This window comes from Desulfovibrio desulfuricans, assembly GCF_004801255.1.
In the GTDB taxonomy this organism is placed as follows: Bacteria; Desulfobacterota; Desulfovibrionia; order Desulfovibrionales; family Desulfovibrionaceae; genus Desulfovibrio; species Desulfovibrio desulfuricans_C.
Window position 1 is genome coordinate 2,688,222 of the sequence record NZ_CP036295.1, and the last position, 16,705, is coordinate 2,704,926.

Sequence of the window (16,705 nt, forward strand, 5' to 3'; positions counted from 1 at the left end):
CCGCAGTTCGCCGCAGGCAATGCGGGGCGATTCGGGTTTACCGTTCAGGCAACAATCAGGAGCCAGCATGTCCACCAAGCCAAATCTCACCGCCGCGCCGTCCGCGCCAGCCCCCTGCATCACCCTTATTGGCATGGCCGGAGCGGGCAAATCCACGGTAGGTTCAGCCCTGGCCCAAGAGCTGGGCTGGGCTCTGGTTGACAGCGACCACCTTATTGAAGCCGCCTATGGCGCACGCCTGCAGGATATTACCGACACCCTGGGCAAGTCGGCCTTTCTGGATACCGAGGCAAAGGTGATCAGCGCCATCAAGGCCAACCGTACGGTTATCGCCACCGGCGGCAGCGTTGTTTACCGCGATGTCGCCATGAAGCACCTGGCCGCCCTGGGGCCAATTGTCTTTATTGACGTGCCCTTTCGCCTTATTGAAGAGCGCGTCGCCCGTAACCCCGAGCGCGGCATTGCCATGAACCCAGGTGAAAAACTTGAAGATATTTTTAATGAGCGCCAGTCCCTGTATACGCGCTACGCAACACTGCGCTGCCGGGCCGAGGGCAAAAACCCGACCCAGTGCGCACACTGGATACACACCCACCTGCCCCCGGATGTGCTGCAAGGCGACGGCGCGTAGCCCCCGACATGCAGCGCACAGGAGCCTGCTGTACCGCATGGCGGAGCATTTCCGCCAGACTCACAGGCTCCCTGACAATGTGCCTGCCTTGAGACAGCTGGCAGACATCGCCAGGGTTGCCAAACGTCGACCAACACCAAAGCCAGCAATACAAACGCGGCCTGAGCCTCAACGCCCCCTGCGGCCTGACCCGCAGGCCGCCTCCGCTTGTTCCCAAGCATCCGCAGCCGTTTTGCCCGGCAGCAAAAAATAAAGCGGGGCCGAAGCCCCGCCAAAATTTCAGTACGCGTCACTTGCCGCGCAAAGGACATCCGCTCCGGCAGAACGCAGCAATGCGGCGTGCGGCCAGAGCGGCGTCACAACAATACTAGTACTGCCAGGTCGAACCGTCGTAACGAATAAGTTCGTTAAGGTTACGCGCTTTGACCTGCTGGCACGAAGCGGTGGTGATGGCTTCCTGCTTGGTTTTGCCGCGGCACTCCATTATCTTTTCCTGATAACGGACATACCCCACGTACTGACCAGTGGCGCCGGGGTGCAGTTCGGTGGTCACATTGGATGCGTCGACGTCGACGTAGCTTGCAACGTAGTCTTTGCCGTCCTGGCGCACTTCCTTGGCGGACTTGGAAGGCATCACCGTGCGAGCAGCCTGGGCGGCAAGCCTGTTGCCCACCATGGTGAGCTCGGCCGCGATCTGGGCTTCAGTCTTCACGACCTTTTTGGAAGCGACAGGTTTGGCTTCAGCCTGCTTTTCGGCCTTGGTCTTGGCCTTGGTCTTGCCCTTGCCCTTGACGTCCTTGGCAGGAACTTCAGGAGCCGGAGCCGGTTCGGGGGCAGCAACCTGTTCCTGCGGCTGGGCGGGCTTTGCTTCTTCAGAAGAAGAGCCGCCGAACCAGGCGCAACCGCCGGAGGCCAAACCCATAGTGAGAATAAGTGCCAAAATCTTACGCATGTGCGATGCACCTCATAAAAAGCCGGGCGGCATAGACCACCCGGCTTTTGCTTTAATTCGACAGAAGCGAAGGCCTGCGATTACTCGAAGGACACTTCGGTGCGGCGGTTCATGGCGCGCCCTTCGTCGGTCTTGTTGTCATACTTGAAGGACTTGCCACGACCAATGGCGGTCATGCGGCTGGCGGGGATGCCCTGCTTCACCAGGTAGTTCTTCACGGAGCTGGCGCGTTCCTGCGAAAGCTTCATGTTGTAGGCGTCGGAGCCCACAAAGTCGGTCCAGCCAGAGAGAACAACGCGCTTGTTGGGGTTGTTCTTGATCAGGGTGGCGGCTTCGTTCAGGATGCCCATGGCCTTGCCGTCGAGGGCGAACGAATTGAAGGCAAAATGCACGCCGCGCAGCACGATGACGTCTTCGTCCTTGCAGAACACGGAAAGCACAAAGCGTTCAACAGCGGCGTCGCTGGTGGCGAGCTCTTCAGCGCGCACCACAACGGCGTTGGAATTCAGAGCGGCGATCTTTTTGACGGTGGCTTCACCGTTGGGGGTGTCGGCCAGAGAGATCACATGCACAACCAGGTTACGCTGGCTGGCGTACATCTGGCTCACAACCTGCACGAGGTCGGTACCGCGGTTGTTGTCGCCGTCGGTAACGAGGATCAAGGCGGCGTCGCGCTTCATGCTGGAGATGAAGGGTTCATACGCCTGCAGGCCGTTGCCCATGCTGGTCATGCGGCCAAAAATCTGGAAGTCGCTGCTCAGCTTCTTGAGACCAGCGGCCATGGCGGCGCGGTCCCAGGGGCCCTGGGCCACAATGGCGCCGTTGGGCGAAAGGGTGTGCAAACCACCGTTGTAGCTCAGAGCGGGAATAGCGGCGTTAACGCGCGTGAGCACGTTTTTGGCCACAATGATCTTGTCCTGCTTGAGCCTGTCGTTCTTCATCATCATGGAACCAGAGTAGTCCACGACGAAGTCGAAGCTTTCAATTTTCTTGTTGCACGCCGGAGCGGCCGCAGCGGCCACGGCGTAGCTCAGAACAAGAGCGGCCGCAAGAGCAAGAAGACGAAACGATTTCATACTGCCTCCCAAACGTTGTTAGTGTCGTCGATTACCGTCAACAACAGTAAATCGCGGTGTGCCCGCCACGTTACCGGCTCACTCACAGCCATAGGCCTTGGAGACGGCAACTGCCTTTGACATACCCGCGTTTGGGAAAAACCGCAAGTTGTAAATAGGAAAGACTCTTTCGCTTTTACGTCACTCTTTAATTGATGCACACGCGATTATTTTTCACCGCACTATTCAAAGTCCCCTTTTGCGCCCGGCAGCGGGCAGCGCTGGACAGCCCGCCGGGGCTGGGGCATACTTATGCGTGAACCAAGGATTTTCCATGCCCGCACTGACTTTTTCCAAGTGGAGCCCAGGGGGCAACACAACACTGCTCTTTCCCGACGTCGGACAGCGACCTGCCGAGCAGGCCCGTCTTGCGGGTCTGGCGCTTGATTCCGCCATACTTGGGGGCGAGCAGGCGGGCTTTGTAAATTTGTCTCAGGGCAAACTGCGCATGGCTGGCGGCGAATTTTGCGTCAACGCCACCCGCGCGGTGGGGGCGCTGCTGGCCTACACGGCCCAGAACGCAAACCCTGATCAGGCTCCGCTTGAGGGCATTGCCCCCGGCGCAGCGCCTGCTGCGGGCTGCGGCAGCGACCAGGCCGAGCGCATTGACGAAGTTCTGGTCTCTGGCTGGCACAGCCCGGTGCGGTTGCGCACCAGAGGGTGCGCCCCGCTCTGGCAGGTAGAGGCCCTGTTGCGTCTGCCTTCGTGCAGCATCGCCACTGTCGGGCAGGGCGCGCACCTTGTGCGCCTGCCGGGCATTTGTCACCTGCTGCTTGGCGGCCCGGTCCATCATCTGCCCGAAGACTGCTACGCGGCTGCGGCCCAGATGCGCGAACAGCACAATCTTGAGGCGGAGCCTGCGGCCGGTGTTATCTGGTGGCGCGAGCAGCAGGGCCAGCTGGAAATGCTGCCCCTCGTGCACGTGCGCGATGCAGGCACGACGTTTATTGAAAACGCCTGCGGTTCCGGGGCGCTGGCGCTTGCATTGTGTCTGTCGCGGACAGGCACGCGCCGGATGTTTTCCATCATGCAGCCCGGCGGCTCCCCACTGGACGTGCGCCTGTTTGCCGAAAACGGCGCCGACATGGCAGGCGTTGACGGCCCGGTGGCCCTTGTGGCCCGAGGCAAGGTCTGGCTGCCGGAGCCGGATGCGCTCACCCGCCCTCTCCAGGCCTGAGGCATGACCAGCAAGCTGCGCGAGGGCTTTACCACAGGCAGCGCCGCCACAGGGGCTGCCCTGGCGGCACTGCAGCTGCTGCGCATGGGCTGCGCGCCTGCGGAAGTGCACGTGCCCTTGCCCCCCTTTGACGCGGAGCCCCAAGGTCGCGACAGCAATATTTTTACCCCGCGCGGCTGGCTGCAGTTGCCAGTAGCAAACTGCGCCCCCGGCCCCGCGCCGGAACTGGTTGCGGCCTGGAACGCGGGCACGTCTGCCCGGTCCGACCCGCCGCCGCAGGGCATCATCCGGGCCGCCCACGCCAGCATCATCAAGGACGGCGGCGATGACCCCGATGCTACTTCAGGCGCGCGCATAACGGCCACCGTGGTTGAGCACGTCGCCGCGCAACAGCATGCAGACCTTGCAGACCTCGGCTCCATCATTATAAAGGGAGGGCCGGGGGTAGGCCGCGTTACCCTGCCGGGCTTGCCGGTGCCAGTGGGACAGGCGGCCGTCAACCCTGTGCCGAGGCAGCAGATCACCCTTGCCCTGCAGGCTTGGGAACGCCAACGCGGCAACGTCCCAAACGGCGCGCAGGCTGGAACGCAGGAGGGGCATACCGCCCTGACGGTATTTGTCAGCGTGCCCGAGGGCGCGCAGCTGGCGCAAAAGACCTTTAATCCCCGGCTGGGCATTGAGGGCGGCATTTCCATACTGGGAACGCAAGGCACGGTGCGGCCCTTCAGCCATGCCGCATGGAAGGCCACCATCGAGCAGGGGCTGTCTGTCGCCGCCGCCACCGGCTGCCGCAGCATCTGTCTGACCACGGGCAGGCGCTCCGAACGGCTGCTTATGGAGCGCAACCCCTTGCTGCCCGCTCGCTGTTTTGTGCAGGTTGCCGACTTTGCAAAATTTTCGCTGCACGCGGCGGGCCTGCTGGGCTTTGAACGCATTGTCTGGGGCTGTTTTTTTGGCAAACTGGTCAAGCTGGCCCAAGGCCATGCGTACACCCATGCCCAAAACGCCACGCTCGATATGCAGGCTCTTGCGCAGATGGCCAGGGCCGCAAACGCAACCAGCGCAGAGGCTGTGGGCCGCTGCATAACGGCGGCGCACGCGCTGGAGCTGCTGCTGGCCGATAAGGCCGGGCCGAGGGTGCTCGAGCAGGTGGCCCGTCAGGCCGTGCGCACGGCGCAAAATTTTGCGGGCTGCCCGGTGAGCCTGCACCTTTTTCACACTGACGGCAGGGAATTATTGGCGCTATGAAACAACAGGTCTCACTGCCCGGCTTGGCCGTGCCATCCCATGCGCACACCACCCCCACCAAGGATGACGCTGCGGCCATCCCCCTTTTGCGCGCGGCAGAAGCGGGCACGGGCGCACCTGCAAGCAACGCAGCCCAGCAGCTCGGCCCTGCAGACGAGGCCACGACGCAGGCAGCCCCTACGGCCCAGCCCGAAATGGCCGCACCGCAAGATCACACTCCGGCTGCCGCCGTGGCCGCTGACAATGCGGCCCCAATAGGCATGGCTGAACCCGCGCCGCAGACCGGCGCATATCCCGCCCCAGACATGCGCCCAGATGACAATCCGAGCCCGCAGGCAACCGCCCCGGCTACGGAATATGCCCTCCACTCGTCTATCGCTGACGTCGCCGCCGACGCCATGACGCCCCAGCCTGCCGGGCCCGCAGATTTTGCCGATTTTATCGACTTTTCCGGGCCGGCATACCCGGCTGACACCTCGACAGCCCAATCTGCGGGCACGGCTGAGCAGACGCCCTCGGCAGGCCCGGCGCACGAGGCAGATACGACAACATTGGCGGAAGAGGCCGACACCGTCGCGCCCGCCGATGACCCGGCATCCGCCCCCTTTACATACGCCGTCCCGGCAACAGCTCCGCTTGCAGACGCTGCCGCCCCCCCGGTCGCAACCCATGCTGAACCCCATGCCGCAGCACATGCCGCTGTTGAGGAAACGGACACGGCCAGAACAACTGCCGAGGCTGCCCCGACACCCGTCGGTATGGCCGAGCAGGACGACTGGCCGCCCATGTCTGAAATGCTCCAGTCGTTTTTTATTTTTGAGCCGACAACGGCAGCCCCCCACCCCATTACGGTCATGGGGCTCGACTGCGCCCGCCCGCGCGGTCTGGCAGGGCTTGCCGAAGCGCAGCGCCGCCTGGCGGAAGAGGCCGACGTCATCTGCGCCGGGCGCATGCTGCTTGAAGAATTTTCTGGCCGCAGCCTCATGACTGACGGCCCGGATGCCGAAGGGGAGCAGACCTCGACCGGAACCCCGGCCCTCAAGGCGCGTCTGCTGCCCCTGAGCACGCCGCTTGAGCCGCTGCTCACCCGGCTGAGCCAGTTGCGGGCCGCAGGCGAGCGCGTGCTTGTGCTGGCAGACGGCGACCCCCTGCTGTTCGGCATTGGGGCAACCCTGGTGCGCCGCCTCGGGCCGGATGCGGTGCGGCAGCTGCCCGCCGTCAGCTCGCTGCAGCAGGCCTGCGCGCGCCTTTCGCTGCCGTGGCACAAGGTTATCTGCCTCTCGCTGCACGGGCGCGACGACCTGCGCCCCCTCAACGTGGCCTGCGGCAAAAACGCGCCGCTCTGCATCCTTACCGACGCACGCATGTCGCCAGACGTGCTGGCCCGCCACCTGCTCGACCGTGGGGTGGACTGGTTTGACGCGCATATTTTTGAACGCATGGGCGCAGAGGACGAGGCTGTCAGCCATCTGAGCATGGCTGATGCCGCCGGGCGGGAGTTTGGCCCGGCCTGCACCATGGTGCTGATACCCGCCGCCCCGGCTCGCCGTCCGCACCTGGGGCTGGACGCCGACCAGCTGGCTGTTGATCGCGGTCTTATCACCAAAAAACCCGTGCGGGCGGCCGCCCTTGCCCTGCTGCGCATCGAGGCCGGGCATGTGGTGTGGGACATCGGCTCCGGCTCTGGAGCCGTGGCGCTGGAGGCCTCGGTACTGGCGCACGAAGGGCGCGTTATCGCGGTTGAGCGGTCCGCCGGTCGCGCCATGGGCATTCAGGAAAACCGCCGTCGTTTTGGCGCTGCCAATGTGGATGTGCGCCTGGGGCAAGCGCCAGAGTGCCTGCCAGGTCTGCCAGATCCGCAGCGGGTGTTTATCGGCGGCGGTCTTTCCGGCGATGACGGCGACGATATCCTCGGCCATGTGTGCCTGCGCCTGCCGGTGGGAGGCCGCGTTGTGGTCAGCTGCGTGCTGCTGGACAGCTTCAGCCTGTGCCGCCGCTTTTTTGAGGACATGGCCTGGCCGGTGGAAGTTATGCAGATATCCGCCGCCGAAGGCAAAACCCTGGGCGGCGACGTGCACCTTTCGGCCATGAACCCCGTATTTTTGCTGGCCGCTCAAAAACCCGCGCCCGCACCCATTCAGTCCGGCGCGCAGCCAGAAGGCAGGTAAGGTATGGATGCCGCGCGGCAAAACGGGACAACCCCCGGCACAGTAACATTTGTCGGCGCCGGGCCCGGCGACCCAGATCTGATAACCGTCAAGGGCCGCAAGGCCATCGAACAGGCGGCCCTTGTGCTCTACGCGGGCTCGCTGGTGCCGCGCGAGGTGGTGGCCTGCGCCGCGCCGCAGGCCATGGTTGTGGATTCCGCCCCGCTGACGCTTGAGCAGTGCCACGCCATGGTGCGCGCTACCGCCCTTGAGGGCCGCCCCGTGGCTCGAGTGCACACGGGCGATCCCTCGCTGTACGGCGCACTGCGCGAACAGGCGGCACTGCTCGATGCCGACGGCATCCCCTGGCAGGTAATACCTGGGGTTACCGCCGCCTGCGCTGCGGCTGCCGCGGCGGGCATCACCTTTACCGTGCCCGAGGTAACCCAGAGTCTCATCATCAGCCGCCTTGAGGGACGCACCCCGGTGCCGCAGCGCGAGCACCTGCACCTGCTGGCCGAGCACAAGGCATCCATGGCCGTGTACCTTTCCGCCGCTTCGGCCCAGGCCCTGCAGGACGAACTATTGCGCAGCCTGCCTGCGGAGACCCCCGTTTTTTGCGCCCACATGGTCAGCTGGCCCGAGGAGCAGCTGTACTGGACAACCCTGGGCGAGCTTGCCCAGTGCATCACCAGCCACAACCTCACCCGGCAGACGGTTTTTCTTGTGCTGCCTGCGCAAAACAGCCAGGGCGCGCCCTCGCGCCTCTATGCCGCCAATTTTTCACACGGTTACCGGCCAGCTCGGGGCTGACCCCCTCCCGCTTTACCACGCCTCATCTAAAACAGGCAGGATGCGTTAGCGCATCCTGCCTGTTTTTCGTCCATTTTTTGTTGTGACTGTCCTGATACGCAATATTATCGTGACACGTTTGCAAAACACGTATCAATTGTTTTAGTTATCGCACAACAAACAGATTTTGCAATGTTGCATGGTTTACAAAATATACTATTTGATTGTATTTTTTTTCACAAACTGTATTATAATCGTGATAGCATCTGCAAAATTCTGCCATCTAATATGGAGTTGCAATCCATATCACCATACTATTGTCTTATTGACAATCATGGTTTTTTAAAAAGGAGTGATTCATGAACAAAGTTGACATTCAGGATTCGTACTCCCTTTTCATCGACGGCCAGTGGAAACAGGCCTCGGACGGCGGAACCTTTGAAACCTTCTGCCCTGCCAACGGCGAACGGCTGGCAACCTGCGCAGAAGCCACCAGGGAAGACGTGGACGCCGCAGTGGCAGCCGCCACCAAGGCCTGGGACAGCTGGAAAAAGGTTGACCCCATTAGCCGCGCCAATCTGCTGCTGAAGATTGCCGACATCATCGACGCCAACAAAGAGCATCTGGCCATGGTGGAGACGCTGGACAACGGCAAGCCCATCCGGGAAACCATGAATGTGGACATTCCCTTTGCTGCCGACCACTTCCGCTATTTTGCCGGCGTAGTGCGCGCCGATGAAGGCACCGCCGTCATGCTGGACGAAAACACCATGTCGCTGGTTTTCCGCGAACCTATCGGCGTGGTGGGCCAGATTGTGCCGTGGAACTTCCCCTTTCTCATGGCGGCCTGGAAGCTGGCCCCGGTGCTTGCCGCCGGGTGCTGCACCGTGTTCAAACCTTCCAACCACACATCGCTATCTGTGCTGGAATTGGCGCGGCTCATTGCTGGCGTGCTGCCAAAGGGCGTATTCAACGTCATCACGGGTCGGGGTTCCCGTTCCGGCCAGTTCATGCTTGAGCATCCGGGTTTCCGCAAGCTGGCCTTTACCGGTTCCACAGAGGTGGGCCGTCAGGTTGGTCTTGCTGCGGCCAAGCGCATCATCCCCGCCACCCTTGAGCTGGGCGGCAAATCGGCCAACATCTATTTTCCCGATTGCCAGTGGGATCTGGCCATGGACGGCCTGCAGATGGGCATTCTGTTCAATCAGGGGCAGGTGTGCTGCGCAGGGTCGCGCGTATTTGTGCATGAGGACATTTACGACCAGTTTGTGGCCGAAGCGGTGGAGCGCTTTAACCGCGTTAAGGTGGGCCTGCCATGGGATCCCTCAACCCAGATGGGCTCGCAGATTTACGAATCGCACCTCAAGGCCATCCAGCTCTGCATTGAGCAGGCCAAGGCCGAAGGCGCAACCGTGCTCTGCGGCGGCGAGCGCATCACCGATGGCGAGCTTGCCAAGGGCTGCTTTATGCGGCCGACCCTGCTCGGCAACGTCACCAACAACATGCGGGTGGCGCAGGACGAAATCTTTGGTCCTGTAGCGGTGATCATCAAGTTTCGCACTGAAGACGAAGTCATCGCCATGGCCAACGACAGCCTGTACGGCCTTGGCGGCGCTGTGTGGACGCGCGACATCAACAGGGCCATCCGCGTGAGCCGCGCCATCGAGACAGGCCGCATGTGGGTGAATACCTACAACAGCATCCCGGCGGGCGCGCCCTTTGGCGGACACAAGGAATCGGGCATAGGCCGCGAAACGCACAAGGCCATACTTGCGCACTACACGCAGCAAAAAAATATCCTCATCAATCTGTCTGAAAAACCCACCGGCTTCTACCCCTAGCGACAACCGCGCATGCTGCGAGCGATCTACGGTTGCCGCGTAACTAAAACGGCCCCGAAAGGGGCCGTTTTGACTGCAACAGGCTAAAGACCGCTTCACGACAGCGCGAGAGGCGGGCTGGCACTGACTGAAAGATCGGCAAGGCTTGAAATAATGCGAGAGGCGGAGGCCCCACGCCCCCGCTACTGGCTCAAAGGCCGCACCTCGTGGCGCGGCAAAGGCACGAAAACTGCTCGCTTCCGTTGCGGCAAAGCCGCTAACGGCTCGCGGTTTTCGGCGCTGCCGCTTCACGACAGCGCGAGAGGCGGGCTGGCACTGACTGAAAAATCGGCGAGGCTTGAAATAATGCGAGAGGCGGAGGCCCCACGCCCCCGCTACTGGCTCAGAGGCCGCACCCCGTGGCGCGGCAAAGGCACGAAAACTGCTCGCTTCCGCTGCGGCAAAGCCGCTAACGGCTCGCGGTTTTCGGCGCTGCCGCTTCACGACAGCGCGAGAGGCGGGCTGGCACTGACTGAAAGATCGGCAAGGCTTGAAATAATGCGAGAGGCGGAGGCCCCACGCCCCCGCCTCTCATAGGTGGAGAATTCGTTATGGATTGCGGACTGCCATGCCCCCTATCATGTCACGGAAAAGTGATGCTAGTGGTTTGTGTTCAGCAACGCGGGCCTAAGCCCTGCATTGCGAACGCATGGTCCTTCTGCAGCCGGTCCGGAGCTCCACTTTGGAGACCGTCCGGTTTATTGTTCGGGCGCGTCAATAATGCGCCTCACAAGAGCCAGGGCCAGCAAGGCCGGAGACATTCTGGGCTTTTCGGCTGGTCTGCGCAGCTGGCGCTTCACAAAACCCGCCATGTCCAAAGCCATATCTGCATCGGTTACAGCCGCGCAGCATGCCTTTTTGTTTTCTTCCAGTACTACAAGGTACCGCTCGATCAGCAGCAAATTCCGACTTCGCGTCGGGTCTTCGGCCACTTCGGGCGGCGAGACTCCCGTCTGGAAAACGTCACCGATGTGTTGCGACATGACCATTCCTCCATGAATGGATCACTGCTTCCTTGCAAAGGGGTTGGCCCTGTCCGCCTCCTTGTTGGTTGTACCGTCTCCCCTTCCCCACCTGTCAAGAAGCTTATCGGTACTATAGGCCGCGTCTTTAGGGCAACGCAAAAAAATGGGGCCAAATACATGCCCATTGGCGCAAATTGAATGCGAACAACAAATTATATCAGCCATGTAAGAGAGATACGACAAAACTGTTGCTTGCAACTAATGTCGCTCGCAGCTACCATGCAGCAACTCACATGCCTGACGAGGAGAACCTATGCCAACACCCATATTGCACAAGGAAAGCCTGATCCCGGGCAAAACCAGCAAACTGGTGCTCCATGCGCCGCAAATCGCGCAAAAAGCGCGCCCCGGCCACTTCGTCATGCTGCGCATGAGCGAACAGGGCGAGCGCATCCCCCTTACCATTGCTGACACCGACCGGGAAAACGGCACCATTACCATAGTCTATCTGGTCATGGGCAAAAGTACCGCCATGCTTGAGGCGCTCGGCGCCGGAGACGCCATCCTTGACGTCTGCGGTCCCCTGGGCCACCCCACCCATATCGAAAAACGCGGCACGGTCATCTGCGTGGGCGGCGGCACCGGCATTGCCGCCATGCACCACATTGCCAAGGGCCACGCCCGCATCGGCAACAAGGTCGTGGGCGTTATCGGCGCGCGCAGCAAAGACCTGCTGCTTTTTGAAAACGAACTAAAGTCGTTTGTGGACGAGCTGCTTATTTCGACGGACGACGGCAGCTACGGCCACAAGGGCCTTGTTACCGAACTTTTGCGCAACAGGCTTGAAACGGACAAGGACGTGTTTGAAGTCGTTGCCGTGGGCCCTGTGCCCATGATGGCCGCCGTGGCCGAAACCACGCGTCCTTTTGGCGTCAAAACCACAGTGAGCCTCAACCCCATCATGGTTGACGGCATCGGCATGTGCGGCGCCTGCCGCGTCACCGTGGGCGGCAAAACCAAGTTTGCCTGTGTGGACGGCCCCGAGTTTGACGGTCACGAAGTGGACTTTCCCGAGCTGCGCCGCCGCCTGGCCGCATACAGAGAGCAGGAAACCGTTTCCATCGAAGAATACCGGAGAGTCAGCCATGGAGAATAACAAGCCCAAAAAGACCGTGGCTCCCCGTGTGGATATGCCCTGTCAGCCCGCCCAGGTGCGCCGCAGCAACTTTGAAGAAGTCGCCCTCGGCTACACCAGGGATATGGCCCAGACCGAAGCCAGCCGCTGCCTGCAGTGCAAAAAACCCCTGTGCGTCACCGGCTGCCCGGTCGAAGTGCCCATCCGCGACTTTATCCACCAGGTGGCCGAGGGCAACATGGACGCGGCCTACCGCATCATCAAGACCACCAACAGCCTGCCCGCCGTCTGCGGTCGCGTATGCCCGCAAGAGCACCAGTGCGAAGGCAAGTGCGTGCTCAAGGCCAAGGGCCAGCCCGTGGCCATTGGCCGTCTTGAACGCTTTGTGGCCGACACCTACATTGCCACCACCGCCTGTGAGCAGGTAACGGGCACCAACGCCTGCGCCTTGCCCCTGGGCAGCAAAAAGGTCGCCTGCATCGGCTCCGGCCCCTCGTCCCTGACCTGTGCGGGCGTTTGCGCCACGGCGGGCATCAAGGTGGACGTTTTTGAAGCCCTGCACGAGCCCGGCGGCGTGCTCATTTACGGCATCCCTGCCTTCCGCCTGCCCAAAAACGTGGTCGCCACCGAAATCAACGGCCTGCGCCAGGCCGGGGTAGACTTTCACCTCAATTCCGTGGGCGGCCGCACCATCGACATCGCCGATTTGCGCAAGGAATACGACGCCGTGTTCATCGGCGTGGGCGCCGGTCTGCCCGTCTTTTTGGGCGTCCCCGGCGAGAACCTGGTGGGCGTGTTCTCGGCCAACGAGTACCTTACCCGCGTCAACCTCGGGCGTGCCTACAACTTTCCCACGCAGGACACCCCTGCCTACCCCGGCAAACACGTGACCGTGTTCGGCGCGGGCAACGTGGCCATGGACGCGGCGCGCACAGCCCTGCGCATGGGCGCTGAAAGCGTGCACGTCGTCTACCGCCGCACCAGGGCGGAAATGCCCGCCCGCCTGGAAGAGCTGGAACACGCGGAGGAAGAAGGCGTGCAGTTTGCCATGCTCTCCGCCCCGCTGCGTTTTAACGGCGATGCGGAGATGCGCCTGCAGTCCGTAACCCTGCAGCGCATGGAACTGGGCGAACCCGACGCATCAGGCCGTCGCAGGCCCGTGCCTGTTACAGGGTCGGAATATGACCTGCCCACCGATCTGGCCGTTGTGGCTCTGGGCACGCGCTCCAACCCCATCCTGCTCGAGGCCACCCCGGAGCTCAAGCTCAACAAGCGGGGCTACATCGAGGCCGACGAAGCCACGGGCGAAACCTCCATACCCAACGTTTTTGCGGGCGGCGACATCGTCACCGGCGCGGCCACGGTCATTCTGGCCATGGGCGCGGGCCGCAAGGCCGGACAGGAAATTGTCAAAAGGATAGCTGGCTGATCGCAGCCCGGCAGATGATCAAGGGAGCCTCCCCACGGAGGCTCCCTTTTTTCATGCACACGGCCCGGCATGGCCGCAGCTTGCCAGACAGGCGGTTCGCGTTCATACTTGCAAAGGTTTTTTGAGCCGCACTGCGCCGCTCACAGGCAAGGGCGGGCGCTCAACCCGGACGCCCGACAATGGGCAACAATCCGCATCCACGGGCACGACCCAGGCATATTCAGGAAAACTCTCATGATTCTCGCAGACTTGCACACGCACACCAAGTACTCGCACGGCGGCAACACACCGGCCGAAATGCACGCGGCAGCTCAGGCCAGGGGGCTTGAGTACATGGGCTTTACCGAGCACTCGCCCCGCCCCGTGGGCTTTGACTACACCCACGAATACCGCGAGCAGCTCACCAGACACCTGCCCGACTACGTGCACGAGGTCTGCGGCCTGCGCGCGGCCAACGCCAACGGGCCCTGCCGCGTTCTTTTCGGCATGGAGATGGACTGGCTTGAAGGGCAGGAGGACTTTACCCGCGCATCCTGCGCCGCCTACGACTTTGACTACCTGCTCGGCAGCGTGCACTTTATCGGCAAGTGGGGCTTTGACGACGGCGCTGAACCATGGAAGGCCTTTTCGCAGGAAGAATGCGAAAGACAGTACCAGGCCTATTTTGAAGCATGGGAACGCATGATCCTGTCCGGCCTCTTCAACATTGCCGCGCATCCCGACCTCATAAAAATCTTTTCGGTCGAACAGTTCCACATCTGGCTGGCTAAACCGCAAGGTCAGGCCCTGGTGGGGCGGGGGCTGGCGGCCCTTAAACGCATGGGCATGGGCATGGAAATTTCCTCCGCCGGCATCCGCAAGCTCTGCCGCGAAATTTACCCTGCGCCGCCCATCATGGTTATGGCCCGGCAGCTGGATCTGCCCGTCAGCTTTGCCTCCGACGCTCACGCCACCGAAGACGTGGGCTACGGCTTTGCCCGGCTGGCCTCCTACGCCCGCGCCTTTGGTTTTGCCGAATATACCATTTTTGACCGGGGCCAGCGCCTGGTGCTGCCCCTGTAACACGGCGTCCGCCTTTGACAGTACGGATTTTTTTATGTCCGAAATTATAGTCTCCATCGACGATGTAAGTCTTTTTTTACCCGGCGATTCCAGCCAGAAGCTTGTGCTGCACAACATCGGCTGGCAGGTGCGGCGCGGCGAGCACTGCGCGCTGCTTGGCCCCAACGGTTCCGGCAAGTCAACCCTGCTGCGCCTCATGCGCGGCGAGCTGTGGCCCGCCCAGGGCCGCATACTGTGGCACGGCCCCGACGGCGCGGAAGACTCCCCCCTGGCTGGCCGAGCCATGACCGCCCTGGTGTCGCCCGCGCAGCAAGAAAACTATCAGCGGCAGGCCTGGGATCTCACGGGCCGCGACCTTCTGCTCACCGGCTTTGAAGACACCCCCCTGGTGTATGCCGACAGCACGGTTTACCGACGGCAGGCGGTGGAGGCCATGGCCGCGCAGCTGGATGCCGAGGGGCTGCTTGAACGCACGGTGCCCACGTTTTCGCAGGGGCAGCTGCGCCTGCTGCTGCTTGGCCGCGCCCTGCTGCGCGCCCCGACCCTGCTGTTGCTGGACGAATGCGACGAAGGTCTGGACGAGCGTTACCGGCAGATTTTTTTTGAAACGCTGGGCGAATACGCCAATCGCTGCACGGTGGTGATGACAGCTCACCGCGCCGCCAATATTCCCGACTGGTGCGCGGGACGCCGTTATGTGCGCAATGGCCGCCTGTTTGCCGCCCCGCCCGCGGGGGACGCGGCAGAGGCCGCCCCGATGCGGAGCGCCGTAACGCCCGCATCCGGCGGGCTGGCCGCCCACGGCAAGCACGCCATGCTCGACCTGGACAACGTCACTGTATTTATCGACCGGCAGGCAGTGCTGCACGACATCAGCTGGTGCATGCACCAGGGCGAAAACTGGCGCATAACCGGGGCCAACGGCTCCGGCAAATCCACCTTGCTGCGTCTGCTGGCGGGGGATGAATTTGCGGCCGCCGGCGGCACGCTTGAACGCTGGCTGCCCAGCCAGGGCGGGCAGGTGGATACGCTTGAGGACGTGCGCAAGGGCGTGCGCCTGGTTTCTGACCTTTCGCAGGCGCTTTACGGCTATGAGCTCAACGCGCTCGACATGATCTGTACAGGGTTTGACAACAGCATCGGCGTGTACCGGCGTTTTTCCGAGGCCGAACGGGCCGAGGCCAAAAACTGCATGGCCCTTATGTTTCCAGAAGAATCCCCTGAGCGGCTCGCGCAGATCGAGCGGCAGTCCATCCGCCACCTGTCCACCGGGCAGCTGCGGCGTCTCTTTCTGGCGCGGGCGCTGGTGGGTGGGCCGGACATCCTGCTGCTGGACGAACCGTGCTCCGGCCTTGATGCGGCCAGCCGCGCCCAGTACCTGCACCTGCTCGACCAGCTCGCCGCGCAGGGCATCCAGATGGTCTTTATTTCGCACCATAATGAAGACGCCCCCCTGTGCATAAACAGGGAGGCGCATATGGAAGGCGGCAGGCTGCGCGTGGTGCTGTAGGGGGCTAACCCTTGCGGCCCATGCGGGAGCGCGCCACTTCGACAAGCACCGGCAGCACGGAAATGGCGATGATGCCGTAAACGATCAGGCTGAAATTCTGCCGGGCCCATTCAAGATTGCCAAGAAAATAGCCGGCGGAAACAAGACCGCCCACCCACAGGACGCACCCCGTGATGTTGAACAAAAAAAACGTGGGCGGGTGCATAAGGGCTATACCGGCCACAAAAGGGGCAAAGGTGCGCACAATGGGCACAAAGCGGGCAAGCACAATGGCCTTGCCCCCATGCCGTTCGTAAAACCGGTGCGCCTTGAGCAAATGGTCTTTTTTTATAAACCGGTTCTCGCGCGAAAATATGGCCGGGCCCACATGACGACCGATCATATAGTTGACCGCGTCGCCCATCACGCCCGCAGCCAGCAGCACGCCCATGATTTCGCCATAGCCCATCAGCCCGGCCCCCGCCACCACGCCAGAGGCAAACAGCAGGGAATCGCCCGGCAAAAAGGGCGTCACCACAAGCCCTGTCTCGCAAAAAACAACAACAAACAGTATGCCGTACAGCCACAAACCATACTGGTTGGCCAGTTCAAACAGATGCACATCAATGTGCAGCACAAAACTCACAAAGCTGCTCAAAAATTCCATAAAAACGTATCTCCCT

Annotated in this window: 14 protein-coding genes; 10 read left to right on the forward strand and 4 right to left on the reverse strand. The window is 62.1% G+C overall.

Annotated features, from left to right (window positions below; translation table 11 throughout):
* Positions 1 to 67: 67 nt before the first annotated feature.
* On the forward strand, positions 68 to 631 hold the full coding sequence (gene thrB / locus DDIC_RS11285; RefSeq protein ID WP_136400529.1) for a homoserine kinase: 564 nt from the start codon (positions 68 to 70) through the stop codon (positions 629 to 631).
* A 367-nt stretch (positions 632 to 998) separates the two neighbouring features.
* Here the strand turns inward: thrB and DDIC_RS11290 are convergent, their stop codons facing one another.
* Positions 999 to 1,583, reverse strand: coding sequence for a translation initiation factor 2 (locus DDIC_RS11290; RefSeq protein WP_136400530.1), 585 nt, complete (start codon positions 1,581 to 1,583; stop codon positions 999 to 1,001).
* Between the two features lie 80 nt (positions 1,584 to 1,663).
* Complete coding sequence (locus DDIC_RS11295; protein WP_136400531.1) at positions 1,664 to 2,659, reverse strand: OmpA family protein; 996 nt, start codon at positions 2,657 to 2,659, stop codon at positions 1,664 to 1,666.
* A 313-nt stretch (positions 2,660 to 2,972) separates the two neighbouring features.
* Between DDIC_RS11295 and DDIC_RS11300 the strand changes: the two genes are divergently transcribed.
* The 5 genes from DDIC_RS11300 to DDIC_RS11320 all read left to right on the forward strand — a co-directional run bounded on the left by DDIC_RS11300 (position 2,973) and on the right by DDIC_RS11320 (position 9,903).
* Positions 2,973 to 3,875, forward strand: coding sequence for a hypothetical protein (locus DDIC_RS11300; protein ID WP_136400532.1), 903 nt, complete (start codon positions 2,973 to 2,975; stop codon positions 3,873 to 3,875).
* Between the two features lie 3 nt (positions 3,876 to 3,878).
* Positions 3,879 to 5,123, forward strand: coding sequence for a cobalt-precorrin-5B (C(1))-methyltransferase CbiD (gene cbiD, locus DDIC_RS11305; protein ID WP_136400533.1), 1,245 nt, complete (start codon positions 3,879 to 3,881; stop codon positions 5,121 to 5,123).
* Entirely contained in the window at positions 5,120 to 7,291 is a 2,172-nt protein-coding gene (gene cbiE / locus DDIC_RS13995) for a precorrin-6y C5,15-methyltransferase (decarboxylating) subunit CbiE (RefSeq protein WP_247647467.1), read from the forward strand. Before cbiD ends, cbiE begins: the two co-directional genes overlap by 4 nt.
* A 3-nt stretch (positions 7,292 to 7,294) precedes the next feature.
* Entirely contained in the window at positions 7,295 to 8,083 is a 789-nt protein-coding gene (cobM, locus tag DDIC_RS11315; RefSeq protein WP_136400534.1) for a precorrin-4 C(11)-methyltransferase, read from the forward strand.
* A gap of 338 nt (positions 8,084 to 8,421) precedes the next feature.
* Positions 8,422 to 9,903: an aldehyde dehydrogenase family protein gene (locus DDIC_RS11320; protein ID WP_136400535.1), complete on the forward strand. Its 1,482-nt coding sequence runs from the start codon at positions 8,422 to 8,424 to the stop codon at positions 9,901 to 9,903.
* Between the two features lie 737 nt (positions 9,904 to 10,640).
* Here DDIC_RS11320 and DDIC_RS11325 read toward each other — a convergent pair.
* A complete protein-coding gene (locus DDIC_RS11325) occupies positions 10,641 to 10,925 on the reverse strand; it encodes a hypothetical protein (protein ID WP_136400536.1) in 285 nt (94 codons plus the stop codon).
* A gap of 295 nt (positions 10,926 to 11,220) precedes the next feature.
* Here DDIC_RS11325 and DDIC_RS11330 point away from each other — a divergent pair, with 295 nt between their 5' ends.
* The 4 genes from DDIC_RS11330 (at position 11,221) to DDIC_RS11345 (ending at position 16,043) form a co-directional block, all read left to right on the forward strand.
* Positions 11,221 to 12,063 carry a sulfide/dihydroorotate dehydrogenase-like FAD/NAD-binding protein gene (locus DDIC_RS11330; RefSeq protein ID WP_136400537.1) on the forward strand — a complete coding sequence of 281 codons (843 nt, stop codon included), beginning with the start codon at positions 11,221 to 11,223 and terminating at the stop codon, positions 12,061 to 12,063.
* Positions 12,053 to 13,471 (forward strand): NADPH-dependent glutamate synthase, encoded by a 1,419-nt coding sequence (gene gltA / locus DDIC_RS11335; protein ID WP_136400538.1) that lies wholly within the window; start codon positions 12,053 to 12,055, stop codon positions 13,469 to 13,471. The genes DDIC_RS11330 and gltA overlap by 11 nt, the downstream gene beginning before the upstream one ends.
* A gap of 234 nt (positions 13,472 to 13,705) precedes the next feature.
* Positions 13,706 to 14,533, forward strand: coding sequence for a histidinol-phosphatase (locus DDIC_RS11340; protein WP_136400539.1), 828 nt, complete (start codon positions 13,706 to 13,708; stop codon positions 14,531 to 14,533).
* Between the two features lie 34 nt (positions 14,534 to 14,567).
* A complete protein-coding gene (locus tag DDIC_RS11345; protein WP_136400540.1) occupies positions 14,568 to 16,043 on the forward strand; it encodes an ATP-binding cassette domain-containing protein in 1,476 nt (491 codons plus the stop codon).
* A 4-nt stretch (positions 16,044 to 16,047) separates the two neighbouring features.
* On the opposite strand, the gene DDIC_RS11350 is transcribed toward DDIC_RS11345, so the two are convergent.
* Complete coding sequence (locus DDIC_RS11350; protein WP_136400541.1) at positions 16,048 to 16,689, reverse strand: DedA family protein; 642 nt, start codon at positions 16,687 to 16,689, stop codon at positions 16,048 to 16,050.
* Positions 16,690 to 16,705 lie beyond the last annotated feature (16 nt).

What these genes read in the sequence shown, in the direction of transcription:
- thrB (WP_136400529.1), top strand. Translation starts at nt 68, where the DNA reads ATGTCCACCAAGCCAAATCTCACCGCCGCGCCGTCCGCGCCAGCCCCC.
- DDIC_RS11290 (WP_136400530.1), bottom strand. Translation starts at nt 1,583, where the DNA reads ATGCGTAAGATTTTGGCACTTATTCTCACTATGGGTTTGGCCTCCGGC.
- DDIC_RS11295 (WP_136400531.1), bottom strand. Translation starts at nt 2,659, where the DNA reads ATGAAATCGTTTCGTCTTCTTGCTCTTGCGGCCGCTCTTGTTCTGAGC.
- DDIC_RS11300 (WP_136400532.1), top strand. Translation starts at nt 2,973, where the DNA reads ATGCCCGCACTGACTTTTTCCAAGTGGAGCCCAGGGGGCAACACAACA.
- cbiD (WP_136400533.1), top strand. Translation starts at nt 3,879, where the DNA reads ATGACCAGCAAGCTGCGCGAGGGCTTTACCACAGGCAGCGCCGCCACA.
- cbiE (WP_247647467.1), top strand. Translation starts at nt 5,120, where the DNA reads ATGAAACAACAGGTCTCACTGCCCGGCTTGGCCGTGCCATCCCATGCG.
- cobM (WP_136400534.1), top strand. Translation starts at nt 7,295, where the DNA reads ATGGATGCCGCGCGGCAAAACGGGACAACCCCCGGCACAGTAACATTT.
- DDIC_RS11320 (WP_136400535.1), top strand. Translation starts at nt 8,422, where the DNA reads ATGAACAAAGTTGACATTCAGGATTCGTACTCCCTTTTCATCGACGGC.
- DDIC_RS11325 (WP_136400536.1), bottom strand. Translation starts at nt 10,925, where the DNA reads ATGTCGCAACACATCGGTGACGTTTTCCAGACGGGAGTCTCGCCGCCC.
- DDIC_RS11330 (WP_136400537.1), top strand. Translation starts at nt 11,221, where the DNA reads ATGCCAACACCCATATTGCACAAGGAAAGCCTGATCCCGGGCAAAACC.
- gltA (WP_136400538.1), top strand. Translation starts at nt 12,053, where the DNA reads ATGGAGAATAACAAGCCCAAAAAGACCGTGGCTCCCCGTGTGGATATG.
- DDIC_RS11340 (WP_136400539.1), top strand. Translation starts at nt 13,706, where the DNA reads ATGATTCTCGCAGACTTGCACACGCACACCAAGTACTCGCACGGCGGC.
- DDIC_RS11345 (WP_136400540.1), top strand. Translation starts at nt 14,568, where the DNA reads ATGTCCGAAATTATAGTCTCCATCGACGATGTAAGTCTTTTTTTACCC.
- DDIC_RS11350 (WP_136400541.1), bottom strand. Translation starts at nt 16,689, where the DNA reads ATGGAATTTTTGAGCAGCTTTGTGAGTTTTGTGCTGCACATTGATGTG.